Below are 26,233 nucleotides of genomic sequence, written 5' to 3' on the forward strand. Positions count from 1 at the left end.
CAAAGACGGAAACGAGCGCGGGGAAAACCCGCCTGGGACTCGGGAGACCTCACCATGACACGTCCATCCACCCCCTTCCTGTCCACCCGCCGTGACCTGATGCGCCTGGGCGCCGGGCTCGGGGTTGCCGCCGCACTGCCGGGTGCGGCGCAGGCGCAGAGCTTCGCCGGGCAGACCATCGAGTTCGTCATCCCCTTCGCCGAGGCCGGCGGCAGCGACGTGTGGGCGCGCTTCATGGCGCCCTACCTCGGCAAGTACCTGCCGGGGCAGCCCAACGTCATCGTGCGCAACGCGCCGGGCGGCGGGTCCATCACCGGGACCAACACCTTCTTCCAGCGCGCCCGGCCGGATGGCCTCAGCTTCATCGGCACCTCCGGCTCGACGCAGTTCCCCTATCTGCTGGGTGATCCGCGGGTGCGTTACGACTACACCAAGATGATCCCGACCTACGTCTCCCCCACCGGCGGCGTGGTCTACCTGCCGAAGAGCCTGGGTATCGAGAACGTCTCCCAGATCGCCCGCCTGCGAGATCGGGAACTGATCTATGGCAGCCAGGGTGCGACCTCGCTCGACCTGGTGCCGATGCTGGCCTTCCGGCTGCTGGGGCTGAATGTCCGCCACGTCTTCGGCATGCGCGGCCGCGGCGAGGGACGGCTTGGCCTGATGCGCGGCGAGATCACGATCGATTACCAAACCTCCTCCGCCTACATCACGCAGGTGATGCCGATGGTGCAGGCCGGCACCGCGGTGCCGATGTTCTCCTGGGGCGTGCTGGACGGCCAGGGCAACGTGCAGCGCGACCCGTCCTTCCCCGACCTGCCGCATTTCGTCGAAGCCTTCGAGATGGTGAACGGCACCAAGCCGTCGGGTGTCGAGTTCGACGCCTACCTCGCCTTCTTCGCGTCGGGCTTTGCCGGGCAGAAGCCGGCGATGCTGCCGAACGGGACGCCGGCCAACATCGTCGCCGCCTACAAGAAGGCTTTCGCCGATGCGGTGGCGGACCCGGAGTTGCAGGCGCGCAAGGGCGACGTGCTGGGTGAGTACAAGCAGGCCGTGGGCGATGATGTGGACGCGGTATACCGCGTCGCCACCACCATCCAGCCGGCGGCCCGGGAGTGGGTACGGAGCTTCCTCGCGACCAACCACAACGTCCGCTTCTGAGTTATCCGGCGGGCGTGGCGCGCAGGCGCCCACCCCCCGGTCCGACCGACGCTAACGGCACGCGACGCGAAGGCTGCCCACCCGATGATCGACCTGTTCTTCGCGACGCTCGGCAGCCTGCTGACGCTGCAGCACATGGGCTACATGCTGGCGGGCGTCAGCCTGGGGCTCGTGATCGGCGTGCTGCCGGGGGTGGGCGGCATCGCCGGCCTGTCGCTGTTGCTGCCCTTCCTGTACGGAATGAACGAGACTTCCGCGCTCGCCATGCTGATCGGGCTGCTGGCCATCGTGCCGACGGCGGATACCTTTACGTCGATCCTGATGGGCATCCCCGGCTCCTCCGCCTCCCAGGCCACGGTGCTGGATGGCTTTCCGCTGGCCAAGCAGGGCCAGGCGGCGCGGGCGCTGTCGGCGGCCTTCGCGGCGTCCATGATCGGCGGGCTGTTCGGCGCGCTGTTGCTGACCTTCGCGGTGCTGGTGGCGAGCCCGATCATCCTGTCGTTCGGCTCCGCCGAATTGTTCATGCTGACGCTGTTCGGGCTTTCGATGGTGGGCGTTCTGTCGGGCGCCAACATGGTGAAGGGCATCGCCTCCGCCTGCCTCGGCCTCGCCTTCGGCCTGGTCGGCGCGGCGCCGGCGACCAGCGAGTACCGCATGGATTTCGGCATGCTGTACCTCAGCGACGGCATCCCGCTGGTGGCGGTCGCGCTCGGCATCTTCGCGCTGCCGGAGATCCTGGACCTGCTGCGCGGCGGCGGGGCGATCGCACAGGGCGCCCCGCTCGGGAAGGGCTGGTACCGCGGCGTCTCGGACACGCTGAAGAACATCTGGCTGACGCTGCGCTGTTCCGGCATCGGCGCGCTGATCGGTGCCATCCCCGGCATCGGCGGCAGCGTGGTGGACTGGATCGCCTACGGGCACGTGGTACAGACCAGCAAGGACCGGTCGCAATTCGGCAAGGGCGACATCCGCGGCGTCATCGCCCCGGAATCCGCCAACAATGCCACCGCCGCCGGCGCGCTGCTGCCGACGCTGCTGTTCGGCATCCCCGGCTCCGGGTCGATGGCGATCTTCCTGGCGGCGATGATCCTGCTCGGCATCCAGCCCGGGCCGGGCATGGCGAACGAGAACCTGTCCGTCACCTACACCATCATCTGGTCGCTCGCGATCGCCAACGTCATCGGCACCGCGATGTGCATCCTGCTGGCGCCGGGCATCGCGAAGCTGACGGCAGTGCGCTACGCGCTGATCGCGCCCTTCATGATCATGGTCATCTGCTTCGCGGCCTTCCAGGCAACCCGCAGCTTCGCGGACCTCATGGCGCTGCTGGCGATGGGCCTGGTCGGCATGTTCATGCGCCGCTTCGGTTGGTCCCGCCCGGCGTTCCTGATCGGCTTCGTGCTGGCGCTGGGTGGCGAGCGCTACCTGTACCAAGCCGTGCAGTTCTACGGCTGGGGCTTCGTGACGCGGCCGCTGGTGCTGGTGATCGGCGCGATCACGCTGCTGTCCATCTATTTTGGCCTGCGCGGCACCAAGGTGGGCGCGACGAAGATCGAATCCGAGGGTTCTGCGGCGGATTCGGTGGCGCAGCGCATGGCGCCGCAGATCGTCTTCACGCTGATCACGCTGGCGGCCTTCGGCTTCGCCATCCAGCAGGGGCTTCAGGTCTCCTTCCTGGCGATGATCTTCCCGGTCAGCGTCGGCGTGGTCGGTGGCCTCGCGGCGCTGCTGCTGTTGGTGCAGCAGATGCGCGGGCCGGTGGCGGCGGGGTCCGCCAATTTCGACGGCGAGGCGAACGCGACGGATGGCGGGCCGTGGCGCTTCCTGTTCTGGTTCCTGGGCTTCATGGCCGCTATCGGCGTGGTCGGCTTCTTCGCCGCGCTGGTCGGCTTCTTCCTGGTCTTCCTGCGCGTCATCGCGCGATCTTCCTGGATCCAGGCGGTGCTGCTGACGGCGGGTGCGGCGGGGCTGATGCTGGGGCTGGCGAACGCGCTGAACCTGGTCTTCCCCGGCGGGCTGCTGCAGGAGTACTACGACCTGCCCTGGCCGTTCCGCTGAGACCGCCGTGAAGGACCACACATGACCCTGCAAACCGCGATCCCCTGCACCTTCATGCGCGGCGGCACCAGCCGCGGCCCCTACTTCCTGCGCGGCGACCTGCCGGCGGACCGTGATGCCGCGGGGCGCGTGCTGATGGCGGTGATGGGATCCCCGGATGCGCGGCAGATCAACGGCCTGGGCGGCGCCACCACGCTGACCAGCAAGACCGTGATGGTGAGCCTGGCCGCACCCGGGGAAAAGCAGCAGGTGGACTACCTGTTCGCGCAGGTCTCCGTCGACAAGGCCTTCGTCGACTGGGGCCCCACCTGCGGCAACATGCTGGCCGGTATCGGCCCCTTCGCCATCGAAAGCGGCCTGGTGCCGGCCGAGGATGGCGAGACCCGCGTACTGATCCGCGCCGTCAACACCGGCGCGCTGATCGAGGCCGTGGTGCAGACCCCGGGCGGCCGCGTGACCTATGACGGCGATGCCAGCATCGCCGGCGTGCCCGGCACCGCCGCCCCCATCGTGCTGAATTTCGCCGATGCCGTCGGTGGCGCCACCGGCAAGCTGATGCCGACGGGCAACCCTCTCGACCATATCGAAGGCGTCGACGTCACCTGCCTCGACGTGGCGATGCCCGTGGTGATCGCGCGCGCAAGGGACCTCGGCAAGACGGCGCGCGAGACGGCGAAGGAGCTGGATGCGGACCGGGACTTCATGGACCGCATCGAGCGCATCCGCCGTGCCGCCGGCCTCGCCATGGGCATGGGCGACGTGGCAGGGAAGGTCATGCCGAAGTTCGCGATGGTCGGCGAGCCGGCCGGCGGCAAGGGCGTCGCCGCGCGCTACTTCACGCCGCTGGCCACGCATGAGGCGATGGCCGTCACGGGCGGCATCTGCATCGCCAGCGCCTGCAAGCTGCCCGGAACGGTCGCCGCCGGCATCGCCGTGGTGAATGACGCGGCGCGGGAGATGGTGGTGCTGGAACACCCAACCGGGGTGATGGAGGCCGTCATCACCACCGGCACCGCGGAAGACGGCAGCGCCACCATCCTGGGCGGCGGCACGCTGCGCACGGCGCGGCGTATCATGAAGGGCGAGGTCTACATTCCCGCCAGCGTCTGGGACGGCTCCGCGGGCTGATCCGCCAGCACGGTATCTTCATTGGCCAGCGGCACCTCGATGCCGCAGGCCAAGCCCGTTTCCCGCCAGTCCAGAAAAAGCGATCCGCCGAGCTGTCGCCGGATCGTCCCCTCCAGCACCCGCGCGCCGAAGCCATGCCGGCCCGGTGGCGCGGCGATGGGCGGGCCGCCGGCTTCGCGCCACTGCAGGCATAGCCGAGCCGATTCATCGTGATGCTGGCCGGGGCGACGCTCCCAGGTCACGCGGACCTGCCCACCCTCGATCGACAGTGCGCCGTGCTTGGCGGCATTCGTCGCCAGTTCATGTATCGCCATGGCCAGCGGCTGCGCCATCCCCGGCGGCAGCACCAGCGCCGGGCCATCCATCTGCACCCTCTGGCCACCAAGAAAGGGCGCCAGCTCGCCCCGCAGCAGCGTGTGCAGGTCGGCACCGACCCATTGCTCCTCCGCCAGCAGGGTCTGTGCCCGGGCCAGCGCGGCGACCCGGCCTTCGACGATGCTGGCAAAGGTCGAAAGATTCTCCGCCCGCGTCAGGCGCAGGATGGTCTGCACCACGGCCAGCGCGTTCTTCGCCCGATGGTCGACCTCCCGCGTCAGCAGGGCCTGGCGCTCCTCCCCGGCGCGGCGGCGGGTGACGTCCTGCCCGATGCGCAGGAAGCCGCGGATGCGTCCATCCGCGTGACGCATCGCCGTGACGCTGCCCTCGATGAAGACGCGGATGCCGTCATGGCGCAGGCGCCAGCCGACATCCGGCGCCGTGCCGTCGCGGCGCGCCAGGGCCAATTGCCGCTCGGGCTGGCGGGTGTCGCGGTCCTCCGGCGTGAAGGTGATGGCGGCGGGGCGGCCGATGGCCTGATCCGCCGTCCAGCCGAATACCGCGGCGGCGCCCGGCGGCCACAGGTCGACCAGTCCGTCGGCATCTGTGGTGAAGATGGCGTAGTCGCGCGCCCCCTCAACGATCAGGCGAAGACGTTCCTCGCGGTCCGACAGCGCCATCTCGGCACGCCGGCGTTGGGTGATGTCGTTGAACAGGATCGCGACGCGGCGCTGAGCCGGATCGCCGACACGAAAGGCGTAGACGTCGTACCAACGATCATCGAGGCCGGCCGCGTGGTTCTCGAATCGTGTCGGCGTGCCGGTCACAGCCACGTCGCCATAGATTTGGAACCAGTACGGCTCGAGATCCGGGACCAGTTCCCGCGCCGTCCGTCCTTCCGCGCCCTGCAAGCCGGTGTGGCGCAGGAAAGCCGGGTTCACCTCAACGAAGCGGTAGTCGAACGCGCGGCCCTCGACGTCGAACAGCATCTCGACAATGCAGAAGGCTTCGTCGATCGCCTGGAACAGCATGCTGTAGCGCGCCTCGGCGTCCTGCCGCGCCTGCACCTGCCGGGTGGTCTCGTGGCAGAGCACCAGCACGCCGCCGACGCCGTGCGGGGTGGCCGGATCGTCGATGGGGCCGTAGCTGTAGGTCCAGTAGACTTCCTCCTGGCGGCCGTGGCGCCAGATCGGGACCAGGTGGTCCTCATGCCAGGTCGCCTCACCGCCCTGCATCACCTGGTCCACCTGCCAGGCGATCAACGGCCAGGCTTCCGGCATTGCCTCCCGGAAGGGAATCCCGAGGATGCGCGGATGCGCCTCCGGACCCAGCGAGGCCGCATAGGCGTCGTTGTAGAGGCAGCGATGGTCCGGCCCCCAGAAGATGAACACCGGGTGCCGCGTGGTCAGCATCAGGCGAAGCGCGGTGCGCAGCCCCTGCGGCCAGGCCTCGATCGGGCCGAGCGGCGTGGCGGCCCAGTCATGTGCACGGATGCGCGCACCCATCTCGCCGCCCGCCGCAATGGCGGCCGGACCGGGTCTTGGGTCGACGTGCCGCGCTGCGGAGGTGCCGGGTCTTTGCATGTGCTATGGCAACGACGTAGCGGCCCAAGGGTTCATGTCAACCTGAACGGTAGGTCACCGGGGCTTGCTGGGCTCGATCAGGCCATGAAGCGCGAGACCGCCGAGCAGCGCGGCGACATCCTGGCGCAGCCGGACGGCGGGAATGTCGGTAAAGACCTCGGCCAGCGCCTCCGCAAGTTCCGCGGCGCTGCAGGGTTCCTCGAGCATGGCCCAGACGGCATGTGCCACGGCGTTGAGATGCCAGAAGCCGGCCTCCCCCGCGTGCCACAGGAAGGCGGCCTCCCCATGCCGGCGCAGCACGACCCGGGCGGCGCGGCGGAAGGTCTGGTGCGGCGGCACGGGCGGACGCCGGGCCGGGATGGGCGGGATCTCCGGGCCGAGCGCGAGGGGCGGTCCGGTCGCCGGCCGGCCGAAGGCCTGGCGCAGCAGCGCGGCAGCGTCATCCAGTCCGGAATAGACCAGCTTCACGCAGGCCAGGCCGGAAGCGAGGACTTGCGCGGCCCCGAAGGCCGCATCCGGCGTTCCGGCCATGTTGCGCGCGAGCAGGTGGTGCAGTGCCTCGGCCGGCGCCACGCGGTGCAGGCGCGCGGCCGCGCGCGGCCGGCGTTGCAGCACGACAAGGGCGGCCAGCGCACCGCGAGTGCCGTGCGGCGCCAGGTTTGGTGTGGCGACATAGGCATAGCGCCCATCGCTCGGCCCGGCCCGGCGGGCGACATGGGCGCGGAAGTCGTCGGTGGAAGCCGCGGGCAGCGGCAGGCGCAGGCGCGGCGCGATGCCCAGCGCATAGGCCTGGCCATCCGGCAGCAGCGGTAGCACGTCGTCCCCGAAGATCTCGAGATCCGCCTCAGCGCCCAGCCGGGCAACCAGCGTGCTCTTGCCGGCATGGGCGCTGCCGGCCAGGGCGACCAGTCGGCCGGCGATGCGGACGGCCCCGCAATGCAGCGCCAGGCTGCCCGGGCGCTGCTCGTAGAAACATTGCGCCAGGTCCGCTACCAGCCCGCACAGCGCGGCCGCGGTGGACAGGCCGGGCAGCGGCGCGTCCAGCAGGGTGGAATGCAGGCAGTAGGCGCCATCCTGCGGCACCAGCCAGGCCAGCGCATCGGCCGGGACCTGCGCCGTGTGGCTGACGCGCGGCGTCCAGCCTCGCAGGATCCGGTCCAGACCCTGCGTCAGGCCGGCATCGTCCGGCACCAGCACCGGCCGCGCCAGGCCAGGAAAGTCCAGCCGCAACCAGTCCGCGACCGGCATGGCCCCGCTGCATCCCCGCGCGGCTAGCGGCTGGGCCGGGAGGGCCGCGAGGCGCGGGGCCCCCGCACCCGGGACGGGCGCGACGGGACCGAGGGGCGGGAGACGTTGGCAAGGTTTTGCGCGCGGGTCTCCGAAAGGCCGAACAGCGTCGGCGCCACATAGCCGGCGCCGGCAGCCAGGCCCAACCGTGCGAGCATCAGGCGGCGGGACGAGGCGGAGTTTGCGGGGTTCGACATGGGACTCATCCTTTCCGGGACTTCATGGGGATCAGCTCGGGGAGGCTCGGCTGCCGGGTTCGTCCTGCGGCAGTGGTGCCGGCCGAAGCCAGCATTTGCCGCGCTCTGTGCCACCGGAAAGGCGAATCATGGCGGCAATCGGCACCGGCGGCGCGGCGTTGGCCTCAGGGCCGCCGCGAAGCCGCACATGAACTGCGATTCATCAGGCATAGCGCGGCTTTGGCGCGCTTTTGCCGGCGACATGACCTCCGCATCACGATCAGGCGATTGACGGACGGTGGCGACGCGATATCGTCACGATCATGCTGGTGCAGCCCGCGTGGCTGGCCGGCAATCCGGGGATCAGCACCGTGCAGCACCCGACCTGGATGGCCGAAGCCTCGGATCTAGGGCATCGCGCGGCGCTGGCACCACTGCTGCGCCTCGCCGCGCGTGGCCTCGATGCGCAGATCGCGGTGGCCTGGCTGGCGCAGGGTGGGCTGCTGCCGCCCGCAAGCCCTGTCGCCGCCGAGGCCTTCTGCGCGGCGGCCTTCGCGCGTGGCGGCGAATGGCTGCTGGCCGATGCGACGGACCAGCCGGACCTTGCCGCCCTGCCGATGGGTTTCCGGGCCGCCGTGCCGCTGCACGGGGCGTCCGGCACGCCAGTCGGCGTGCTGGCCGTGCTGGACGGTCCGCCACGCGGCGGGCTGGGCACGGCGCAGCGGGCGGTGCTGCGGGATTGTGCCGCGGCCATCTCCGCCCTGCTGCCCGCGCCGCCGGCGCCGCGCGATGCGCTGCTGCGCATCGTGGCGGAGGCGCCGAGCTTCGCCGCCGCGATCGATGCCGCGATGACCCTGCTGCGCGACGCCACCGGCAGCCTGCTGTGCCTGTTCTTCCGCCTGGCCCCGGATGGCCGCCGCCTGCAACTGGTCAGCGGCCAGGGCAGCGGGCCGTTCGCGGACAGTGCGCATGTTGCGGGGCTGCGGGCGCTGGACCTCGATGTGCACAGCACCGGCGCCGGCCAGGCGCTGCTGGAGGACCGGCAGATCATCGTCGAAAAGTTCGACGACGCGGCGCTGCGGCGCTGGCCGGGCGCGGCGCTGGGTGCCACGCGCGGCATGGCGGCGATGGTGCTGACGCCGGTGACCATGGCCTCCGAACGCTGCTGCATCACCTTCGGCTTCGGCCCCGGCCGCGCCGACCTGGCACAGGTGGCCGCCCTGCTGCGGGATGCGGCCGGCGCGCTGCACCCGCTGCTGCGCCGGCTGCGGGACACCGAGGAGTTGGACCTGTTCCGCCGCGTGGTGGATGCCAGCAGCGATCCGGTCCTTGTGGCCGATGCCGGCACGCAGCACACGGACGGGCCCCGCATCACCTACGCCAACGCCGCCCTTCTGCGGCAGACCGGCTACGCGGCGGAGGAGCTTCTCGGGCGCAATCCCCGCCTGCTGCTGGCGCCGGAGGCTGATCCGCAGGCCTGGCGCGCCATCCGGCAGGCCATGGCCGAAGGCCGGCCGGTGCGCCAGGAAATCCGCAGCCGCCGGCGCGACGGCAGCCTGTACTGGGCGGAGGTCAACGTCTCCCCGGTCACCGACGCGGCCGGCTGGCGGACGCACTGGATGGCGATCCAGCGCGACACGACGCGGCAGCGGGAGGAGACGACGGCGCTGAGCGAAAGCGAGGCCGCCTTTCGCGACCTGTTCCACAACCACCCGGCGCCGATGTGGGTCTATGACAAGTCCACGCTGGACTTCCTCGAGGTGAACGAGGCGGCGGTGGCCGCCTATGGCTGGACGCGGGCGGAGTTCCTGCGAATGAACCTGCTGGACATCCGGCCGGAAGCCGAGCGCGCCAGTGTCGCCGCGGCGGCGCATGGCTTCACCGGGGGTCTGCTCGTGAGTGGCCCGTGGACGCATCGCACGGCGACCGGCGGGGAACGGCAGGTGCAGATCCTGTCGCGCGTCATCACCTTCCGTGGCCAGCCCGCCTCCCTTGTCGTGGTGATGGACGTGACGGAGCGGCTGCGGGCTGAGAACGCCGCGCGCGAATTGGCCGCCGACCTGCACGCCACCTTCGAGAGCTTCAGCGACGGGCTTGTGGCGATGGGCGCCGACTGGCGCTTCACCTATGTCAACGCCCATGCCGAGCGGCTGCTGCGCCGCAGCGCCACGGAGCTGATCGGCCAGCGGATCTGGGACGTGTTCCCCGAGGCCATCGGCACCGAGGTCGAGGTCACCTACCGCGCCGCGCTGGCCAACCGCGAGACCCGCAACCTGACCTACTTCTTCGCGCCGCTGGAGGCCTGGTTCGAGATCACCGCCTACCCGGCGCGGGACGGCCTGACCCTGTATTTTCGCGACGTCACCGAACGCAAGCTGGCCGAGTTGCAGATGGCGCAGCAGGCGGCGCTGCTGGACCAGGCGAGCGACGCCATCCTGGTGGTGGACCGGGACCACCGGGTGCAGTTCTGGAACCGCAGCGCCGAGCGCCTGTATGGCTGGAGCCGGGCGGAAGTGCTGGGCCGTTCGGCGCTGGAGCTTACCTCCGACGATCCCGTCGCCTGCGGCCGCGCCTTGCAGGCCGTGCTGCAGGACGGCGCCTGGACCGGACAGGTGGGCCAGCGCCGCAAGGATGGCAGCCGGCTGATGGTGGAAGGCACCTGGACCCTGGTGCGCGATGCCGGAGGCGCGCCCCGCGCCATCCTCGCGGTGAACACCGACATCACGTCGCGGCTGGAGCTGGAGGGCGCGCTGCGCCAGGCGCAGCGGCTGGAGGCGATCGGCCAGCTGACCGGCGGCGTAGCGCACGACTTCAACAACCTGCTGACCGTGATCCTGGGCAACGCGGAATTGCTGGCCGAGGCGCTGCAGGAGGGCCCCGGCCCGCCCGATCCGGCGCAGACCGAGATGGCGGAGATGGCGCGGATGACCATGGCCGCTGCCGAGCGCGGCGCCGCGCTGACCGGGCGGCTGCTCGCCTTCTCCCGGCGCCAGGCGCTCGACCCCCGGCCGGTGGACCTGCCGCTGCTGCTGGGGGAGCTTGCGAAGATGCTGCGGCCGACGCTGGGCGAGCATGTCGAGACGGAGCTGGTGCATGCCACGGGCCTGTGGCCCGCCATGATCGACGCGCCGCAGCTGGAGAATGCGGTGCTCAACCTGTGCCTCAACGCCCGCGACGCCATGCCCGCCGGTGGCCGGCTGATGATCGAGACGTCGAACGTGACGCTGGACGAGGCCTATGCCCGGCACGAATCCGAGGTCGCACCGGGTGACTACGTGATGATCGCCGTGTCCGACACCGGCAGCGGCATGACGGCGGAGGTCGCGGCGCGCGCGGTGGAGCCGTTCTTCACGACCAAGGACGTCGGCCAGGGCAGCGGCCTCGGGCTCAGCATGGTGTTTGGCTTCGTCAAGCAGTCCGGCGGGCACCTGAAGATCTATTCCGAACCCGGCCTAGGTACCACGGTGAAGCTGTACCTGCCGCGTGCCACCGACGGCGCCGGCCGCGGCAGCCGGCGGGCGGAGGCGGAGCCGCCACGCGGCCGGGCGGAACGCCTGCTGGTGGTGGAGGATGACGGGATGGTGCGCGCGCATGTCGCGACGCAACTGCGCGACCTCGGCTACGAGGTGGTCGTGGCGGCGAACGCCGCAGAGGCGCTGGAGGTGCTGCGCGCGCCCGCCCGAATCGACCTGCTGTTCACCGATGTGGTGATGCCCGGGGCCTTGCACGGCCCGGCCCTGGCCGAGGCGGCCCGCCGGCTGCGGCCCGGCCTGCGGGTGCTGTTCACCTCCGGCTACACCCAGAACGGCATCATCCACCACGGCCGGCTCGACCCCGGCGTGCTGCTGCTGAACAAGCCCTACCGACGGCGGGACCTGGCGGAGAAGCTGCGGCTTGCGCTGGAGCAGGAATTGAACGAACCAAAAGGTTGAGTATTTTACCGGAAATAAACCTCCGACGAAGGTCTGAGGGGGAAAATCGCCTCAAGGTTGCCAAAGCTGCGTCCAGGACGATAGATATAAGCGGCGCATCATCTTTGCCGCCCGCCGGGAGCGCCCATGGCCGCCGACTCGACCGCCGCTCCGCATGACCCGCACGAAACGCCAGCCCTGCCGCGACCGGTCCTGGTGGTGGAAGACGATGCTGCCGTAGCAAATACCGTCTGCATCGCCCTGGCGCGGGATGGCTGGACCACCATCACCGCCCGCACGCTCGCCGAAGGCCGGGTCCGCCTGCACCGGGACAATCCCCGCCTGGTGATCATCGACCTCGGGTTGCCGGACGGCAACGGCATCGCCTTCGTGCGTGAAGCCGCCGGCTGCCCGGGCCGCGGCATCATGGTGATCAGCGGCCGGGGCGACGAGGTGGATCGCGTCGTCGGTCTCGAGGTCGGTGCGGACGACTACCTGACCAAGCCCTTCTCGCTGCGCGAGATGGTGGCGCGCATCCGGGCGCTCAGCCGCCGCCTTGATGCCGTCGTGGCAACGGGGCCGGCGGAGCCGCTGCGAGACCCGGTGCCGGTGGCCGCGAACGAGCCGCAGGATCCCCCACCGGCAGCGGCGCCGAGCCGCGATCCGTCGGGCTGGACCCTGGAGGGCACGCGCCTGCAGCCGGCACGGTTCCGGCTGGTCGCGGCGGATGGGACCGAGACCCGGCTGACCGGCGGCGAGGCCGGGCTGCTGGCGCTGCTGCTCGCCTCTCCCGAACATCTCGTCGATCGCGGCACGATCTCGGAGGCGGTGCTGGGCCGCCGGCTGCTGCCCGAACAGCGTGGCGTCGACCAGTTGACCTCGAACCTGCGTCAGAAGCTTCTCGGCGCGTCGAGCGGCCGCATCAGTATCGCGGCCCTGCGCGGCAAGGGCTATCGGCTCGTGTGGTGACGAACCACATCACCGCCGGCGCCACGGCGGGTGGGGCCAGGGCGCTCGGAATCCTGGTGGTCGACGACGAGCGCCTGATCGTGGAGTTGCTGCTGCGGTCGCTGTTGCAGCGCGGCTACCGGGCGCAGGGCGTCGGCAGCGCCGAGGCCGCGAAGGCCCGCGTCCAGGAGGATCCGGACATCGCCGTGGTGCTCACCGATGTGCGGATGCCCGGCCAGGATGGACTGTCCCTGGCGGAGGACCTGCTGCGGGAACGGCCGGAGACATCGGCGCTGGAAGTCGTGCTGCTGACCGGGGCCGCCACCACCGATGTCGCCCTGGCCGCGCTGCGGGCGCGCAGCTTCGACCTGGTGCAGAAGCCGCTGCGGCTGGCCGAGGTGGCGCTGGTGGTCGAGCGCGCCCTGGCGAGCAGCCGGCAGCGCCGGGACGGCGCCAGGCGCATCGCCGAGGTCGAGGCGCGCATCCAGGCGGCGGAAACCGAGCGCGCGCGCCTGTCCGAGCATCTCGCCGCCTCCGCGGTTCGGCTCGATGATGCGGAGTCGGCGCTGGCCGCCAGCCGGCGGATGCGCGGTGACCTGCTTGCCGTGATCTCGCACGAGATGCGGACGCCGCTCATCCCCATCCTCGGCTTCTCCGAGATCCTGTCGGCGACCTCCGGGCTGCGGCCGGAGGAGGTGCGTGATTTCGGCCGCCTGATCCATGACGGCGCGGAGCGGCTGCTGTGGCTGATCGAGGCGGCGCTCGACATCGTGGCGCTGGACCACGGGCGCGGGCTCGGCGTGCCGGTGGTGGAGCCCTCGGACCGGCTGCTGGCGCGGGTGGCAGGACGGATGGGACGGGCGGCGGCGGCCTCGGGCGTCGCGTTGCGGGCGGATACGGCGTCGCAGCACGTCGTGTCGGGCGACCTGCGGCTGCTGGAGAGCGCCCTGGCGAACCTGGTGGACAACGCCATCAAGGCCTCCGCGCGCGGCACTCCGGTGGAACTGGGCAGCACGGTGGGGGCCTCGGGTGGCACCGTGCTGCTGGTGCAGGACCGTGGTCCGGGCCTGCCGGACGGCCTGGGCGCCCAGGTCGGAACGCCGTTCCTGCAGGCGGACATGTCGAAGACGCGGGCCTGGCCCGGCGCCGGGTTGGGCCTGGCGCTGGCCAGCCGCGTCGCTGCCGCGCATGGCGGGCGGCTCGACCTGCGGCCCCGGCCGGGTGGGGGCACCGAGGCGCGGATCGAGCTTCCGGCCCCGGCCGCCCGGGGCTGAGGCCGGCCGCGGTTCAGACCCCGGCCTTGGCGCCCTGTGCGCGGAGCTCGGCATAGCGCCGCACCACGGCCTCCTGGTTGGCCTCGCACCACTGCGCCATCCGCTGTTCCTCGCGCAGCGACAGATCGAGCGGCGCGTGGGCGGCGCTGTGGCCGGCGAGTTCGGCCAGGGTGATGAGCGACTTGTAAGACGCGATCTCGAAATGCTCGAAGGCGTAATTCGCCAGCGCGTTCTTGAGCACCTCGTCCGGCATCACCGCGTGGCCGATCGCGGCCATGTTGCCCATGAAGCCGGTCGCCATGTCCTTCAGCGCGGAGTGCGACGTGCCGAGCCCGGCCAGCAACTCGTCCAGCCGGTCCCGCTGCACCTCGCTTTCCTGGAGGTGGCGACGCAGCGCCTGCTCCATCTCGGGGTAGTTCTCCAGCCGCTCCACCTGGCGCGACAGGATCTGGATGGCCTGGGTCTCGAGGGCGCGGGCATTGACCAGCCCGTCGACATAGATCTCGCGGAAGTTCTGCTGCATGGCGTTCTCCGGTCGATGGGGCGCGCCGGAAGGTTCGCGCCCGATGACGGGCCGATGCGGCCCCGTGGGAGATGCAACGCAGCCCTCGCCGGAGGTTCCTGGCGCCGGCGGAACGCTCGGATGACGAGGCGCGGAGCGTTACGCGGGCCCCAGGATGTCGCGGACGCGACCGCCGAGGTCGTCCATTTCGAAGGGTTTGGTCAGCAGCGCCATGCCCTGCTCCAGCGCGACGTCACCGATCACCGCGGTTTCGGCATAGCCGGTGATGAACAGCACCGGCAGCCCGGGGCGCAGATGCCTGGCGGCGTCGGCGAATTGGCGGCCGTTCATCCCGCCGGGCAATCCGACATCGGTGACCAGCAGATCGACCGAACCCGCCCGCCGCAGCGCGCCGAGCCCTGCGGCACCGTCCGGGGCCTCGACCACCGCGCAGCCGAGTTCGGCCAGTACCTCCGCCACCAGGGTTCGGACGGCTTCCTCGTCATCCACCACCAGCACGGTCTTGCCCCGCTGCGTCTTGGCCTCGGCACGCCGTGGCACATCGGCCTCAGCGGCCCGCGCCGCGCCGCTGTGGCGCGGCAGGAACAGCGTGGCGGTAGTGCCCTGGCCAGGTGCCGAGACGATGCGCACCTGGCCGCCCGACTGTCGCACGAAGCCGTAGATCATGGACAGGCCGAGCCCGGTGCCCTTGCCCTGCGGCTTGGTGGTGAAGAACGGGTCGAAGGCGCGCTTCACCACCTCCGGCGTCATGCCCGCACCGGTATCGGTGACGCTGACGCGGACGTATTCGCCCGGTGCCAGGTCCTGTTCCGCCGCCATCGTCCGGTCGAGCCGCGCATTGGCGGTGGCGATGCTCAGGCGGCCGCCATCCGGCATGGCGTCGCGGGCATTGATGCACAGGTTGAGCAGCGCGTTCTCCAGCTGGTTCCGGTCCACCATGGTGGTCCAGGCACCCGGCTCCGGCCGCACCTCGACCCGGGCGGCAGGGCCGACGGTGCGGCGGATCATGTCCTCCATCCCCAGGATCAGCCGGTTCGGATCGGTGGGCTGCGGGTCGAGCGTCTGGCGGCGGGAGAAGGCCAGCAGGCGGTGCGTCAGCGCGGCGGCGCGGGAGGCGGCGGTCTGCGCCGCGGCAACATAGCGGCCGAGTTCGTCGAAGCGGCCCTGCAGGCGGCGCTTCTCCAGGAAGGACAGGCTGCCGATGATGGCCGTGAGCAGGTTGTTGAAGTCGTGCGCGATGCCGCCGGTCAGCTGGCCGACCGCCTCCATTTTCTGCGACTGACGCAGCTTTTCCTCTGCCGCCGCGCGCTCCTCCTGCTCGCGTTGCAGCGCCGCGGTGCGTTCCGCGACACGCTGCTCCAGCGCCTCGTTCGCCGCCTGCAACTGGGTCTCAAGGCGCTTGCGGTCCTCGATGTCCTCCATCGTGCCATACCAGGCGATGGGCCGGCCCTTCGGATCACCCGCGGGACGGCGCGGAAAGGCGCGGGCGCGCAGCCAGCGCCAGCTGCCGTCTGCGGTGCAGATCCGGGCCTCGACATCGAAGGGCGTGCCCTCCGCCACCGCCTGCGCCCAGGCGGCCTCCATGCGGGGGCGGTCCTGCGGATGCGCGGCGCCGGCCCAGCCGCGTGCTACCGCGTCCTGCTGCGGCAGGCCGGTCAGGTCCAGCCAGCGCGGGCTGAAGCCGGTGACGGTGCCAGAGGCATCTGCGGTCCAGGGGATCTGCGGGTTCAACTCGACGGAGGCGCGGTGATGATCCTCGCTTTCGCGCAGCGCGGCCTCGGCGCGCCGGCCCTCGGCGGCGATCCGCAGGCGGTTGACCGCAGCGGCCAGCAGATTGGCGTAGCTGCGCAGGAAGCTGATCTCGTGGTCGTCGAAGTTGCGCGGATGCCGGCTGTCGACCTGCAGGATGCCGTAGGGCGGGTGATTCTCCGTGCCCAGGATCACGACATTCACCAGCGCGCGCACACCGGCGTCGCGGATGAATTCCGGGTAGGTGAAGCGCTCCTCCGTCTCGATATCCGGCGACATGGCCGGATCCCCGGTATCGAGCGCATAGCCTTCGGAGGAGCCGGCATGCGCCTGCACCCGGACCTCGCCCACCACGCCGGGTGGCCAGCCGATGCCGGCCCGAACCAGCAGGGTGCGGCCGTCCGCCTGCAACTCCATGACCTTGGCGAGATCGGCCCCGAGCGCGGAGCGGACCAGCGTGCAGGCTTCCTGAAGGATCTCCTGCAACTGGTCCAGCCGTAGCGCGCGCTCGCCGAATTTGGCGAGTGCCTCCTGCTGGCGCTGAAGCTCGCCCTCTCGTTCAGATGTGTTCATCCGCCCGACCTGTGTTCGCACGCAGGTGCCACGTCGGGACGCGGCAGGACCCTGCGGTGGGGTCTAACCCCGTTGCCATCCTTGCGGCAAAAACAATCGAGGCCGGGGCGGGTTTCGCGCGACGGCGAATAATCACGCGGGCGAACCTTTTGCGGCGCGACCGGCGGCGGCGCGCGCAGGGCCGGCGCGGCAGCATCCGCAGCGCTTCGGAGCGTGTATGTGCTGCCGTGCGGCCCTGGCGGGGCCTGGAGTCGGAGACGCGAGATGACGAGCTGGGACCACCACCCCTCCCTGCTGGCCGGGCTGATCGGCAGCGGCATCCAGGCCTCCCGCACGCCTGCGATGCAGGAACGGGAGGGGGCGGCGCAGGGGCTGCGGCTGGTCTATCGGCTGATCGACCTGGACCGGCTGGGGCTGGGCCCGGATGCGCTGGAGGACCTCCTTAAGGCGGCGGAATGGATGGGCTTCGCCGGGCTCAACATCACCTACCCCTGCAAGCAGGCGGTGGTGCCGCTGCTGCACGATCTTTCGCCGGATGCGCGCGCGCTGGGCGCAGTGAATACGGTGGTGCTGCGGGGTGGCCGGCGCATCGGCCACAACACGGATTGCACCGGCTTCGCGGAAGGCTTCCGGCGCGGGTTGCCGGGGGTGGCGCGGGCGAGAGTGGTGCAGCTGGGGGCCGGCGGCGCCGGGGCGGCGGTGGCGCATGCGCTGCTGGCGGAGGGGACCGGGCTGCTGACGGTGGCCGATACCGACCCGGCGCGGGCGGAGGCGCTGGCGGCGGGGTTGCAGGCGCGCTTCGGCAGCGACCGCGCCACGGCCTGCACCGACCTTGCCGCCGCGGTGGCGGCCGCCGATGGCCTGGTGAACTGCACGCCGGTCGGCATGGCGAAGCTGCCAGGACTGCCGCTGCCGGCGGCGTTGCTGCGGGCCGAGCTGTGGGTGGCGGAGATCGTCTATTTCCCGCTGGAGACGGAGCTGTTGCGCACCGCCCGGGCATTGGGCTGCCGCACGCTGGATGGCGGCGGCATGGCGGTGTTTCAGGCCGCCGGCGCCTTCCGGCTGTTCACCGGCCTGGCGCCGGATCCGGACCGGATGCTGCGGCACTTTGCGGAGATGGCGGCGGCACCGGGTTAGGCCGCGGCGGCGCTGTCCTGCAGCAGGGCGAGCAGGCGCTGATCGTTGCTGCGGGCGACGTTGAAGCGCAGGCGGTCGCTCGGCTGGCGGCCGGGACGGAACAACTCGCCGCGCGCCAGCAGCACGCCGCGGCGCCAGGCTTCCTCGGCCAGGCGCCCGGCCTGCCAGGCGGCCGGCAGGCGTGCCCAGATGAACAGGCCGGTGGCGCTGGCATCGCCGATCTCCATCCCCAGCGCGGCGAGGTGTTGCGCCACGGCGCCACGGGCGGCGGCCAGCCTGGGGCGCAGGCGGTCGAGGTGGCGGCGGTACTGACCGCCGGCCAGCATTTCCAGGATCAGCAGTTCATCGACGGAGGAGCCGGTGAGCACCGACAGTGCCTTGGTTTCCAACAGCGCCGCCATCCGGGCGCGGGAGGTGGCGAGGTAGCCGACCCGCGCGCCGGGCCCGAGCGTCTTGGTATAGCCGCCGACATAGACCACCTGATCCCCACCGCCGAGTTGCACCAGCCGCACCGGGCTGCCGGGATGCAGGTCGCCATAGGCGTCATCCTCGACCAGCAGCAGCCCGTGCCGTTCGGCGATGCCGAGCAGCCGGTGCAGGTTGGCGGGAGTCGCGGTCCAGCCGGTCGGGTTGTGCAGCACGGACTGCACGAAGAACAGCTTCGGGCGTTGCTGGCGGCAGGCGGCCTCCACGGCGTCCAGGTCCGGCCCCTCGGGGTGGCGCGGGACGGGCAGGATGCGGACGCCGTGGCGTTCCAGCATCGGGAACAGCAGGAAGTAGCCGGGATCCTCGACCAGGACCGTGTCGCCTGGGCGCAGCCAGGTCTGGATCACCAGGGCCAGCCCGTGCGAGGAGCCGAAGGTGGTCAGCACGCCATCCAGGCCGATGGCGATGCCCTGTGCCGCCAGCCGGGAGGCGACCTGGTCGCGCAGCGCCTCGATCCCCTGCGGCGGGGCGGCATGTGGCAGGGTCTCGGCCAGGCGGCGCTGGAAGCGCGCCAGCACCGGGCCGGTCCAGGCGTCCCGCACCCACTCAAGCGGCAGGTAGCCATTGCCGGGGGACAGCGCGGTGCCCTGGGCATCGATCGCAGCCTGGGCGAGACCCAGCGGGTCCGCGGTGTCGGGCTCCGGCAGCGCGACGACGTCCTGCCGCAAGGTGGGCAGGCCGGCGAAGACGCCGGAGCCGGGCTGTGCCACGACCAGGCCGCCGGCGGCCAGCCGGTCATAGGCCTCCACCACCGAATGCAGGCTGACGCCGAGCCGGCGCGCGAGGCCGCGGATGGAGGGAAGCCGGGCCCCAGGCGCGACCTCCCCCTGCCGGATCGCTGTGGCGAAGCGCGTCGCGATCTGGTCCGCGACGGAGGCGGCGCCGCCACGCTCGACCGTGAAGACGAGGCTGGTTCCGGGGATGCGGGACGCGGGCGGCGGTTCGGGGGAAGGCTGCATGTCCGGCCAAGGTCGCGCCGCACCGTCACGGCCGCAAGATGCAACTGTATCGGCGCGCAGGCCAAACAGTTCGCTGTCATCCCGCTGTCACCGTACCGGGACGCCGCAGTGCCACGCGCCGATGCTGGGCTCAGGCGGAGGCAACGGTGATGGATGCGGCGCGGGACAGGCTGGCGGCAATCCGGGCGGAGGTGGCGCGGCAGGGCCACGCCCTGCTCGACGCCGGGCCGGTAGCCCCCGGCTTCGCCGCGAGCTTCGAGGACTTGGCGCTGGATGCGCATATGGGCGATGGCGGCCGCTACCGTCTGCGCCGGCACGCCACCTTTGCCGCGGCACCGGGCAAGGCCGGCATCGCGCGCCAGCCGCACCGGCCGCACCGTCAGGCGCTGGCGCATAACCGGCTGAATGGCGACGTGGATCGGTGGTTCGAACCGGTTTTGCCGGAGGTGGAGCCGGCGCTGGCGCCCCTCCTCGCCTTCTGCAGGGACCTGGCGGATGGCCTGCAATCGGCGCCCGCTTCCTGGGACATCGAGGTGCACCAGTTCCGCATCCTCGGCCAGCCCGGCACGCCGGGGCTGCCGACGCCGGAGGGGGTGCACCGGGATGGAGTGGATCTGGTGTTCATCATGCTGGTCGGCCGCCGCAACGTATCGGGCGGGCGGACGCTGATCCAGGACGCGGAAGGCCGCGCGCTGGCCGAGGTGGAGTTGGCGGAACCCGGCCAGGCGATGGTGCTGGACGACCACCGCATCCGGCACGGCGTCACGCCCATCGCTCCGCTTGAGGCCGGTGTGCCGGCGACGCGGGATGTGCTGGTGGTGACGCTCCGGCGGGCCTGACTACATGCCGAGGGCGCGGCGGTAGAGGTCGAGCAGGGTCTCCTGCTCCTCCACCTCGGCCGGTTCCTTCTTGCGGAGCGAGATGATCGCGCGGATCACCTTGACGTCGAACCCGGCCGACTTGGCCTCCGAGAAGATGTCCTTGATGTCGCCGGCGAGCGCCTTGCGCTCCTCCTCCAGCCGCTCCACCCGCTCGATGATCGACCGCAGACGGTCGACGGCGATGCCGCCGACCTCGGGGTCCGGGTCCTTCTCCTGGCGGTCGCGGCTGGCCTTGGCCTCCTGTTCGTCCAAATCACTCATCCGAGGCCTCCAGGCAGTATGGGGAGGCGCGGCGTATAGCGGCGGTCTGGCAGGCAGGCAAACCGGGCCAGTGCCCGGATCAGTGTCCCGGATTGGTCGCGGCAAACTTCGCCTTCTGCTCGGCCGAGGCCTCCTTCTGGTGCAGCGCCTGCCAGTCCTTGTAGGGCATGCCGTAGACGATCTCCCGCGCCTCCGGGTCCGTGATCTTGGTGCCGCGCGCGTCGGCTTCCTCGCGGTACCAGCGCGAGAGGCAGTTCCGGCAGAAGCCGGCCAGGTTCATCATGTCGATATTCTGCACGTCGCTGCGATCGCGCAGGTGCTGCACCAGGCGGCGAAAGGCGGCGGCTTCGAGTTCCGTCCGGGTGGCGGCGTCGATCTCGGGCATGGCGGGGTCTCCTGCTATCGTCCGGTAGATGGTCCATCGCAGGCCGCTTCGCCATACTGGCTGCCACAAGGGGAACCCGGATGGCCTGGACGGATAGCGAAGCCCGCGCGGCACTGACGAAGCTTTTCGCGGCGGCGGTGGCGAGCGCCGATCCACGCGTGGTGCTGGCGCGGCACCTGCCGGAGCCGCCTATGGCGGGCCGCGTCGTCGTGGTCGGCGCCGGAAAATCGGCCGCCGTCATGGCCGCGGCGGTGGAGGATGCCTGGCCGCATCGCACTTTGTCCGGCGTGGTGGTGACCCGCTACGGCCATGGCCACCCGACACGGCACATCGAGGTGCTGGAGGCGTCGCACCCGGTGCCTGATGCGGCGGGGGCGGCGGCTGCGCGGGTGGTGCTGGAGGCCGTGGCGGGGCTGACGGCGGAGGATCTGGTGCTGTTCCTGGTCTCCGGCGGCGGCTCGGCGCTGACCACCCTGCCCGCCCCCGGCCTGACGCTGGAAGACCTGATGGCCGTGAACCGGGCGCTGCTCGCCTCCGGCGCCACGATCAACGAGATGAACTGCATCCGCCGGCACCTGTCCGCCTTTTCCGGCGGCCGGCTTGCGCTGGCGGCGGCGCCGGCGCGGGTGGTGACGCTGGCGATCTCGGACGTGCCAGGCGACGACCCGGCGGCCATCGCCTCCGGCCCCACCGTGCCGGACCCAACCAGCTTCGCGCAGGCCCGTGCGCTGGTGGCACATTATCGGATGGTCCTACCCGCGGCGGTGACCGCGCATCTGGCGGCGGCGGCGGAAGAAACGCCGAAGCCGGGCGACCCCCGGCTGGGCAAGGTGGACTACCGCTTCATCGCGACGCCGCGCCTTGCGCTGGAGGCGGCGGCGGAGGTGGCGCGGAAACTCGGCCTGACGCCGCTGATCCTGGGCGATGCGCTGGAAGGCGAGGCGCGGGAGGTGGGCAAGGTGCTGGCGGGCATCGCGACGTCGGCGCGGGCGCATGGCCACCCCCTGTCCGGACCATGTGTCCTGCTATCCGGCGGCGAGACGACCGTGACCATCGGGACCGAGGGCGGCGGGCGCGGCGGGCGGAATGGGGAGGCGCTGCTGGGCTGCGCGGTGACGTTGGACGGCGCGCCGGGCATCTGGGCGCTGATGGGCGACACGGACGGGATCGACGGGTCGGAGGACAATGCCGGTGCGATCGCTGCGCCGGATACGCTGGCGCGGGCACGGGTGGCGGGGCTGGATCCGCGGGCGGTGCTGGGGCGGCATGACAGCTACACGCTGTTCAAGGCGCTCGGCGACCTGCTGGAGACCGGGCCGACGCTGACGAATGTGAATGATTTCAGAGCGGTACTGGTGGGGTAGGCAGCTCAGCCAACCCTCTCCCCCTTTCGGGGGAGAGGGCCTTGGGCAGAGGCTTAGCGCAGGACAATTTCCACGCGACGGTTCTGCGGCTCGCGCACGCCGTCGGCGGTCGGGACCAGCGGCCGGCTTTCGCCGAAGGCCTGCACGCTGATGTTGCTGCGCTGGATACCACGGCGTTCCAGCTCCGCCGCCACCGCACCCGCGCGGCGCTCGGACAGGCGCTGGTTGTACTGCGGCGTACCGGCGCGGTCGGCATGGCCGGCCACCTCGATGCGCGTCACGCCCTGGCCGGTCGCGTTCTGCGCCGCGTCACCGATGATCTGGCGGGCACGGTCGGTCAGGTCGGCGCGATCGAAGTCGAAGAACACCAGGTAGGTACGCGCCGGCGCCGGGGCGGCGGCCGGGGCGGGCATCGGCGCAGGCTCCATCACCGGCGGCGGCGGCGGGGTCTGGCCGAAGGCGTAGCGGATGCCGAGCAGGATGGAGTGGTTGTAGTTCTCCGACTTCGTGCCGCCGCGCGCCACGGTGAAGGCACCGCCGCCGCTGCTGGTGTCGATGTCGTGCTCCAGCGTGCCAAGGAAGCGGTATTCCGCGGTGAAGGCCAGGCCCGGCGCCCACTGCGTCAGCGGCACGGAGGCACCGACGATCGCCTGGTAGGCGAAGCGGCCGTCGCTGCCATCGGTGCGGACGCTGCCGCCCAGCACGTTGGCACGGACATCGTCGAACTCGCGCCAGATGTAGCCGGCGCCGACGCCGACATACGGCAGGAACGAGAAGCCGCCGAAGTTCGCGCCGACATCGAAGTCATACAGCGCGTTGGCCATCACGCCGTAGCTGCGCGCGGTGCCGGCGGCGCGGGTGGTGCCGCCGAAGCCGCCGATGCTGTCGACCTCGTTCTCACGGTAGCTGCCCTCGATCTCGGCGCGGAGGCCGTTGCCGAAGCCATAACCGAGGCTCACCACGCCAACCCAGCCCATGTCGAAGGACACTTCGCCACCGGTCGGCCGGCCGGAAAGGCGCAGCGTATCGGCCAGCTGGCCGGTGGAGGAGATGTCGGTGTCCTGCAGCCAGTTCACGCCGGCGCCGGCACCAATGTAGAAGCCGTTGACCTGCTGCGCCTGGCTCGCCGCCGGCATCATCAGGGGCACCGCCAGAAGCGGGGCGGCCAGAAGGGTCTTCCTGAAGCTCATCGATCGTATCTCCGGTCGGACGATTGTTCCGGGGCGGGTGATCTCCGGCCGCGGCGTCCTGCGGGATGAACGCGGTTCCCTGAAAAAGGCGGCATGGGCAAATTATTTTGGGAGGGGGTGTGGCAGGAATGCCGCAGACTGCCTGCCAAGCCACGCCCGCCTCGCTTTACTTAGCAAAGGTAAGCGGCAAATTCGGATTTGCAGCGCGTGCTTAGATCCCCTAAGCATAAGCCATGCGCGACCCCAATCTCGAAGCCTTGCTGATCCAGCGCGGCGCTGTCACCCGTATCGCAACCGCCCTCGGCATTTCCACCGCCGCCGTGTCCCAGTGGCGACGAGTGCCGGAGGATCGGGTGGTGGAAGTTGCCCGCGCCCTTGGCGTGCCACCCGCCACGGTCCGGCCCGACGCGCCGGAGGCGCCGCCCGAACTCCCTCGCCGCGAAGGATCAGCCCGCCCCATGGCCACCCGCCCACCGCTTCGCCGCCGGCGCCGGACCAAGATCATCGCGACACTCGGCCCGGCCTCCTCCTCGGCCGAGGTGATCGAGCGGCTGTTCCGCGCCGGGGCCGACGTGTTCCGGCTGAACTTCAGCCATGGCAGCCACGAGGACCACGCCGCGCGGATCGCCACGATCCGGGCGCTGGAAGAAAAGGTCGGCCGGCCCATCGGCATCCTGGCCGATGTGCAGGGGCCGAAGCTGCGCGTCGGCAAGTTCCAGGCTGGCCGCGTCCAGCTGCAGACCGGCCAGAGCTTCCGGCTGGACCTGTCGCCCACGCCTGGCGACGTGCGCCGCGTGCAACTGCCGCATCCCGAGATCATCCAGGCCGCCGGCATCGGCACCACGCTGCTGCTGGACGACGGCAAGCTGCGCCTGCGCGTGACCCACAAGCGGGAGGATCACCTGGAGACGCAGGTGGTGGTCGGCGGGCCGCTGTCGGACCGCAAGGGCGTCAACGTGCCGGACGTGGTGCTGCCGATCCCGGCGCTGACGGAAAAGGACCGCATCGACCTCGACTTCGTGCTGGCGCAGGGCGTGGAATACATCGGCCTGTCCTTCGTGCAGCGGCCGGAGGATGTGATCGAGGCGAAGCAGATCGCCGCCGGGCGCGCCTGGATCATGGTGAAGATGGAAAAGCCGCAGGCGGTCGAGAACCTCGACGCCATCCTCGCGGAGGCCGATTGCGTCATGGTCGCGCGCGGCGACCTCGGCGTGGAATGCCCGCCGGAGGAAGTGCCGCTGATCCAGAAGCAGATCGTCCGCGCGGCGCGGTTGCTGGGCAAGCCCGTGGTGGTGGCGACGCAGATGCTGGAGAGCATGATCACCGCGCCCTCTCCGACCCGTGCCGAGGCGCAGGACGTGGCGACGGCGGTGTTCGATGGCGCGGATTGCGTGATGCTGTCGGCGGAGACCGCCGCGGGGCAGTTCCCGTTCGAGGCGGTGAACATCATGGATCGCATCGTGGCGCGGGTGGAACAGGACCCGGATTGGCGCCGCCTGACCGACGCCGCCCGCCCGGCGCCGGAGAAGAACTCGGCCGGCGCGATCGCCGCCGCGGCGCGCCAGGTGGCGCAGACGATCGAGGCGGAGGCGATCGCGACCTTCACCTCTACCGGCTCCACCATGCTGCGCGTGGCGCGGGAGCGGCCGTCCTGCCCGATCCTCGGCCTGACCGCCAGCATGCAGACGGCGCGGCGCATGGCCGTGGTCTGGGGCGTGCACCCGATGATGACGGTGGAGTTGCATTCGATGACGGACATGGTCGCCAAGGCGATCCGTGCCGCCAGCCAGGAGGGCTTCGCCAAGGCAGGCGACGAGGTGGTGGTGACGGCCGGGGTACCCTTCGGCACGCCGGGCACCACCAACGCGCTGCGCGTCGCCATCGTGAAATAGCGCGCCGCGGTTGACCTGGGCGGCGGGCGCGCGTTCCCTGCGGCCGAAGTCTGGAGTTGCCGCAATGAGCCTGCGCCGCCTGTCCCTCGCCCTGCCGCTGCTGGCGGGCCTTGCCTTTCCCGCTTCCGCGCAGCAGGCGGGGCTGTATGACGTAACCGGGACGAACCTGGACGGCACCAGCTATACCGGGGTGGCGCAGATCCAGCAGGTTGGGCTGTCCTCCTTCACCATCCTGTGGCGCATCGGCAACCAGGCGGTGGAGGGCGTGGGCTTCGCCTCCGGCCGGACCATCGCGGTGGCCTATGGCCTGTCACGCCGCCCGGGCATCGGCATCTATACGTTGAACCCCGACGGCAGCATGGAAGGCGAATGGACCATCATCGGCGCGCCCGCCAATGCGCGGGAAAGGCTGGTGCCGCGCAATCCCCCCGCCGCCGCCGCGGCACCGCCGGCGGAGACACCGCCCGCGGCCGAGGCGCCACCTGCAAGGGAGGCACCGGCCAGGGACCCGGCGCCAGCCGCACCGGCCTCGCCGACCCCGCAATAAGACCGCATCGACCGACCGGTACGGGGAGCGAGCCATGCTGGACCATGTCTTCATCTCGGTCGCGGATGTCGATCGCTCGGTCGCCTTCTACGAACAGGCCCTGGCGCCCCTCGGCATCACCCATGGCATCGACTACGATGGCCGGGCAGGACCGCCGGGGCATCCCGACCTCAAGGGGTTCGGGCGGGAAGGCCGGACCTTCTTCTGGCTGCGGCCCGGCGAGGCGGACGGTCGCGCCGCCCATGTCGGGTTCGTCGCCGACAGCCAAGCCGTTGTGGACGCTTTCCATGCCGCTGCCATGGCAGCCGGGACGCGCGACAATGGCCCGCCGGGTCCGCGCCTGCACTACGACCCACGGTATTATGCCGCCGGAGTCCTGGATCCCGACGGCTACAGCCTGGAGGCGGTCTACAAGTCCTGGCAGCACCCAGGATAGGGCCTGGGC

The 26,233-nt window shown here is 71.1% G+C and carries 21 protein-coding genes; 12 read left to right on the forward strand and 9 right to left on the reverse strand.

Features of this window, described 5'->3' with window-relative positions; genetic code table 11:
• Positions 1-54 precede the first annotated feature (54 nt).
• The 3 genes from ACLF3G_RS04020 (at position 55) to ACLF3G_RS04030 (ending at position 4,347) form a co-directional block, all read left to right on the forward strand.
• Entirely contained in the window at positions 55-1,161 is a 1,107-nt protein-coding gene (locus ACLF3G_RS04020; protein ID WP_430668031.1) for a Bug family tripartite tricarboxylate transporter substrate binding protein, read from the forward strand.
• Positions 1,162-1,245: 84 nt separating this feature from the next.
• A complete protein-coding gene (locus ACLF3G_RS04025; protein ID WP_430668032.1) occupies positions 1,246-3,219 on the forward strand; it encodes a tripartite tricarboxylate transporter permease in 1,974 nt (657 codons plus the stop codon).
• A gap of 21 nt (positions 3,220-3,240) precedes the next feature.
• Positions 3,241-4,347 (forward strand): 4-oxalomesaconate tautomerase, encoded by a 1,107-nt coding sequence (locus ACLF3G_RS04030; RefSeq protein ID WP_430668033.1) that lies wholly within the window; start codon positions 3,241-3,243, stop codon positions 4,345-4,347.
• On the opposite strand, the gene ACLF3G_RS04035 is transcribed toward ACLF3G_RS04030, so the two are convergent.
• The 3 genes from ACLF3G_RS04035 to ACLF3G_RS04045 are packed head-to-tail and all read right to left on the reverse strand — an operon-like array spanning position 4,308 to position 7,729.
• Positions 4,308-6,245 carry a PAS domain-containing protein gene (locus ACLF3G_RS04035; protein WP_430668034.1) on the reverse strand — a complete coding sequence of 646 codons (1,938 nt, stop codon included), beginning with the start codon at positions 6,243-6,245 and terminating at the stop codon, positions 4,308-4,310. The two genes, ACLF3G_RS04030 and ACLF3G_RS04035, sit on opposite strands and share 40 nt — an antisense overlap.
• A gap of 54 nt (positions 6,246-6,299) precedes the next feature.
• A complete protein-coding gene (locus ACLF3G_RS04040) occupies positions 6,300-7,493 on the reverse strand; it encodes a PqqD family peptide modification chaperone (RefSeq protein ID WP_430668035.1) in 1,194 nt (397 codons plus the stop codon).
• Positions 7,494-7,516: 23 nt separating this feature from the next.
• On the reverse strand, positions 7,517-7,729 hold the full coding sequence (locus ACLF3G_RS04045) for a hypothetical protein (RefSeq protein WP_430668036.1): 213 nt from the start codon (positions 7,727-7,729) through the stop codon (positions 7,517-7,519).
• 302 nt (positions 7,730-8,031) lie between these two features.
• Here ACLF3G_RS04045 and ACLF3G_RS04050 point away from each other — a divergent pair, with 302 nt between their 5' ends.
• The 3 genes from ACLF3G_RS04050 to ACLF3G_RS04060 all read left to right on the forward strand — a co-directional run bounded on the left by ACLF3G_RS04050 (position 8,032) and on the right by ACLF3G_RS04060 (position 13,841).
• Positions 8,032-11,640: a PAS domain S-box protein gene (locus tag ACLF3G_RS04050; RefSeq protein ID WP_430668037.1), complete on the forward strand. Its 3,609-nt coding sequence runs from the start codon at positions 8,032-8,034 to the stop codon at positions 11,638-11,640.
• A gap of 126 nt (positions 11,641-11,766) precedes the next feature.
• Positions 11,767-12,588, forward strand: coding sequence for a response regulator transcription factor (locus ACLF3G_RS04055; RefSeq protein ID WP_430668038.1), 822 nt, complete (start codon positions 11,767-11,769; stop codon positions 12,586-12,588).
• A complete protein-coding gene (locus ACLF3G_RS04060) occupies positions 12,585-13,841 on the forward strand; it encodes an ATP-binding protein (protein WP_430668039.1) in 1,257 nt (418 codons plus the stop codon). Before ACLF3G_RS04055 ends, ACLF3G_RS04060 begins: the two co-directional genes overlap by 4 nt.
• Before the next feature lie 13 nt (positions 13,842-13,854).
• On the opposite strand, the gene ACLF3G_RS04065 is transcribed toward ACLF3G_RS04060, so the two are convergent.
• Complete coding sequence (locus tag ACLF3G_RS04065) at positions 13,855-14,364, reverse strand: ferritin-like domain-containing protein (protein ID WP_430668040.1); 510 nt, start codon at positions 14,362-14,364, stop codon at positions 13,855-13,857.
• A 138-nt stretch (positions 14,365-14,502) separates the two neighbouring features.
• The gene (locus ACLF3G_RS04070) at positions 14,503-16,686 is read right to left on the reverse strand and encodes an ATP-binding protein (RefSeq protein ID WP_430668041.1); all 2,184 of its coding nucleotides are present in this window, start codon (positions 16,684-16,686) and stop codon (positions 14,503-14,505) included.
• Between the two features lie 264 nt (positions 16,687-16,950).
• Between ACLF3G_RS04070 and ACLF3G_RS04075 the strand changes: the two genes are divergently transcribed.
• Positions 16,951-17,823: a shikimate dehydrogenase gene (locus tag ACLF3G_RS04075; protein WP_430668042.1), complete on the forward strand. Its 873-nt coding sequence runs from the start codon at positions 16,951-16,953 to the stop codon at positions 17,821-17,823.
• On the opposite strand, the gene ACLF3G_RS04080 is transcribed toward ACLF3G_RS04075, so the two are convergent.
• Positions 17,820-19,268 (reverse strand): PLP-dependent aminotransferase family protein, encoded by a 1,449-nt coding sequence (locus tag ACLF3G_RS04080; protein ID WP_430668043.1) that lies wholly within the window; start codon positions 19,266-19,268, stop codon positions 17,820-17,822. The genes ACLF3G_RS04075 and ACLF3G_RS04080 overlap by 4 nt on opposite strands.
• A 149-nt stretch (positions 19,269-19,417) precedes the next feature.
• Here ACLF3G_RS04080 and ACLF3G_RS04085 point away from each other — a divergent pair, with 149 nt between their 5' ends.
• Positions 19,418-20,107, forward strand: a complete 690-nt coding sequence (locus tag ACLF3G_RS04085; protein ID WP_430668044.1) for a 2OG-Fe dioxygenase family protein — start codon at positions 19,418-19,420, stop codon at positions 20,105-20,107.
• Here ACLF3G_RS04085 and ACLF3G_RS04090 read toward each other — a convergent pair whose 3' ends face one another.
• Positions 20,108-20,410 carry a DUF2312 domain-containing protein gene (locus tag ACLF3G_RS04090; protein WP_430668045.1) on the reverse strand — a complete coding sequence of 101 codons (303 nt, stop codon included), beginning with the start codon at positions 20,408-20,410 and terminating at the stop codon, positions 20,108-20,110.
• Positions 20,411-20,489: 79 nt separating this feature from the next.
• Entirely contained in the window at positions 20,490-20,795 is a 306-nt protein-coding gene (locus ACLF3G_RS04095) for a DUF1244 domain-containing protein (protein ID WP_430668046.1), read from the reverse strand.
• 80 nt (positions 20,796-20,875) lie between these two features.
• On the opposite strand from ACLF3G_RS04095, the gene ACLF3G_RS04100 reads away from it, so the two are divergent.
• Positions 20,876-22,159 carry a glycerate kinase type-2 family protein gene (locus tag ACLF3G_RS04100; RefSeq protein ID WP_430668047.1) on the forward strand — a complete coding sequence of 428 codons (1,284 nt, stop codon included), beginning with the start codon at positions 20,876-20,878 and terminating at the stop codon, positions 22,157-22,159.
• A gap of 53 nt (positions 22,160-22,212) precedes the next feature.
• Here the strand turns inward: ACLF3G_RS04100 and ACLF3G_RS04105 are convergent, their stop codons facing one another.
• Positions 22,213-23,349, reverse strand: coding sequence for an OmpA family protein (locus tag ACLF3G_RS04105; RefSeq protein WP_430668048.1), 1,137 nt, complete (start codon positions 23,347-23,349; stop codon positions 22,213-22,215).
• 458 nt (positions 23,350-23,807) lie between these two features.
• Between ACLF3G_RS04105 and pyk the strand changes: the two genes are divergently transcribed.
• From pyk to ACLF3G_RS04120, 3 genes are all read left to right on the forward strand, one after another.
• Positions 23,808-25,241, forward strand: a complete 1,434-nt coding sequence (gene pyk, locus ACLF3G_RS04110; protein ID WP_430668137.1) for a pyruvate kinase — start codon at positions 23,808-23,810, stop codon at positions 25,239-25,241.
• A 64-nt stretch (positions 25,242-25,305) separates the two neighbouring features.
• The gene (locus tag ACLF3G_RS04115; protein ID WP_430668049.1) at positions 25,306-25,788 is read left to right on the forward strand and encodes a hypothetical protein; all 483 of its coding nucleotides are present in this window, start codon (positions 25,306-25,308) and stop codon (positions 25,786-25,788) included.
• A gap of 34 nt (positions 25,789-25,822) precedes the next feature.
• Positions 25,823-26,224 carry a VOC family protein gene (locus ACLF3G_RS04120; protein ID WP_430668050.1) on the forward strand — a complete coding sequence of 134 codons (402 nt, stop codon included), beginning with the start codon at positions 25,823-25,825 and terminating at the stop codon, positions 26,222-26,224.
• The last annotated feature ends 9 nt before the right edge of the window (positions 26,225-26,233 follow it).

Source organism: Falsiroseomonas sp. HC035, assembly GCF_050563525.1.
Lineage (GTDB): Bacteria > Pseudomonadota > Alphaproteobacteria > Acetobacterales > Acetobacteraceae > Falsiroseomonas.

Excerpts from the sequence above, each read along its gene's own strand:
- ACLF3G_RS04105 (WP_430668048.1), bottom strand. The coding sequence starts at position 23,349 with ATGAGCTTCAGGAAGACCCTTCTGGCCGCCCCGCTTCTGGCGGTGCCC.
- ACLF3G_RS04100 (WP_430668047.1), top strand. The coding sequence starts at position 20,876 with ATGGCCTGGACGGATAGCGAAGCCCGCGCGGCACTGACGAAGCTTTTC.
- ACLF3G_RS04120 (WP_430668050.1), top strand. The coding sequence starts at position 25,823 with ATGCTGGACCATGTCTTCATCTCGGTCGCGGATGTCGATCGCTCGGTC.
- ACLF3G_RS04055 (WP_430668038.1), top strand. The coding sequence starts at position 11,767 with ATGGCCGCCGACTCGACCGCCGCTCCGCATGACCCGCACGAAACGCCA.
- ACLF3G_RS04065 (WP_430668040.1), bottom strand. The coding sequence starts at position 14,364 with ATGCAGCAGAACTTCCGCGAGATCTATGTCGACGGGCTGGTCAATGCC.
- ACLF3G_RS04040 (WP_430668035.1), bottom strand. The coding sequence starts at position 7,493 with ATGCCGGTCGCGGACTGGTTGCGGCTGGACTTTCCTGGCCTGGCGCGG.
- ACLF3G_RS04085 (WP_430668044.1), top strand. The coding sequence starts at position 19,418 with ATGGATGCGGCGCGGGACAGGCTGGCGGCAATCCGGGCGGAGGTGGCG.
- ACLF3G_RS04095 (WP_430668046.1), bottom strand. The coding sequence starts at position 20,795 with ATGCCCGAGATCGACGCCGCCACCCGGACGGAACTCGAAGCCGCCGCC.
- ACLF3G_RS04075 (WP_430668042.1), top strand. The coding sequence starts at position 16,951 with ATGACGAGCTGGGACCACCACCCCTCCCTGCTGGCCGGGCTGATCGGC.
- ACLF3G_RS04025 (WP_430668032.1), top strand. The coding sequence starts at position 1,246 with ATGATCGACCTGTTCTTCGCGACGCTCGGCAGCCTGCTGACGCTGCAG.
- ACLF3G_RS04045 (WP_430668036.1), bottom strand. The coding sequence starts at position 7,729 with ATGTCGAACCCCGCAAACTCCGCCTCGTCCCGCCGCCTGATGCTCGCA.
- ACLF3G_RS04080 (WP_430668043.1), bottom strand. The coding sequence starts at position 19,268 with ATGCAGCCTTCCCCCGAACCGCCGCCCGCGTCCCGCATCCCCGGAACC.
- ACLF3G_RS04050 (WP_430668037.1), top strand. The coding sequence starts at position 8,032 with ATGCTGGTGCAGCCCGCGTGGCTGGCCGGCAATCCGGGGATCAGCACC.
- ACLF3G_RS04090 (WP_430668045.1), bottom strand. The coding sequence starts at position 20,410 with ATGAGTGATTTGGACGAACAGGAGGCCAAGGCCAGCCGCGACCGCCAG.
- ACLF3G_RS04115 (WP_430668049.1), top strand. The coding sequence starts at position 25,306 with ATGAGCCTGCGCCGCCTGTCCCTCGCCCTGCCGCTGCTGGCGGGCCTT.
- pyk (WP_430668137.1), top strand. The coding sequence starts at position 23,808 with ATGGCCACCCGCCCACCGCTTCGCCGCCGGCGCCGGACCAAGATCATC.
- ACLF3G_RS04030 (WP_430668033.1), top strand. The coding sequence starts at position 3,241 with ATGACCCTGCAAACCGCGATCCCCTGCACCTTCATGCGCGGCGGCACC.
- ACLF3G_RS04035 (WP_430668034.1), bottom strand. The coding sequence starts at position 6,245 with ATGCAAAGACCCGGCACCTCCGCAGCGCGGCACGTCGACCCAAGACCC.
- ACLF3G_RS04070 (WP_430668041.1), bottom strand. The coding sequence starts at position 16,686 with ATGAACACATCTGAACGAGAGGGCGAGCTTCAGCGCCAGCAGGAGGCA.
- ACLF3G_RS04020 (WP_430668031.1), top strand. The coding sequence starts at position 55 with ATGACACGTCCATCCACCCCCTTCCTGTCCACCCGCCGTGACCTGATG.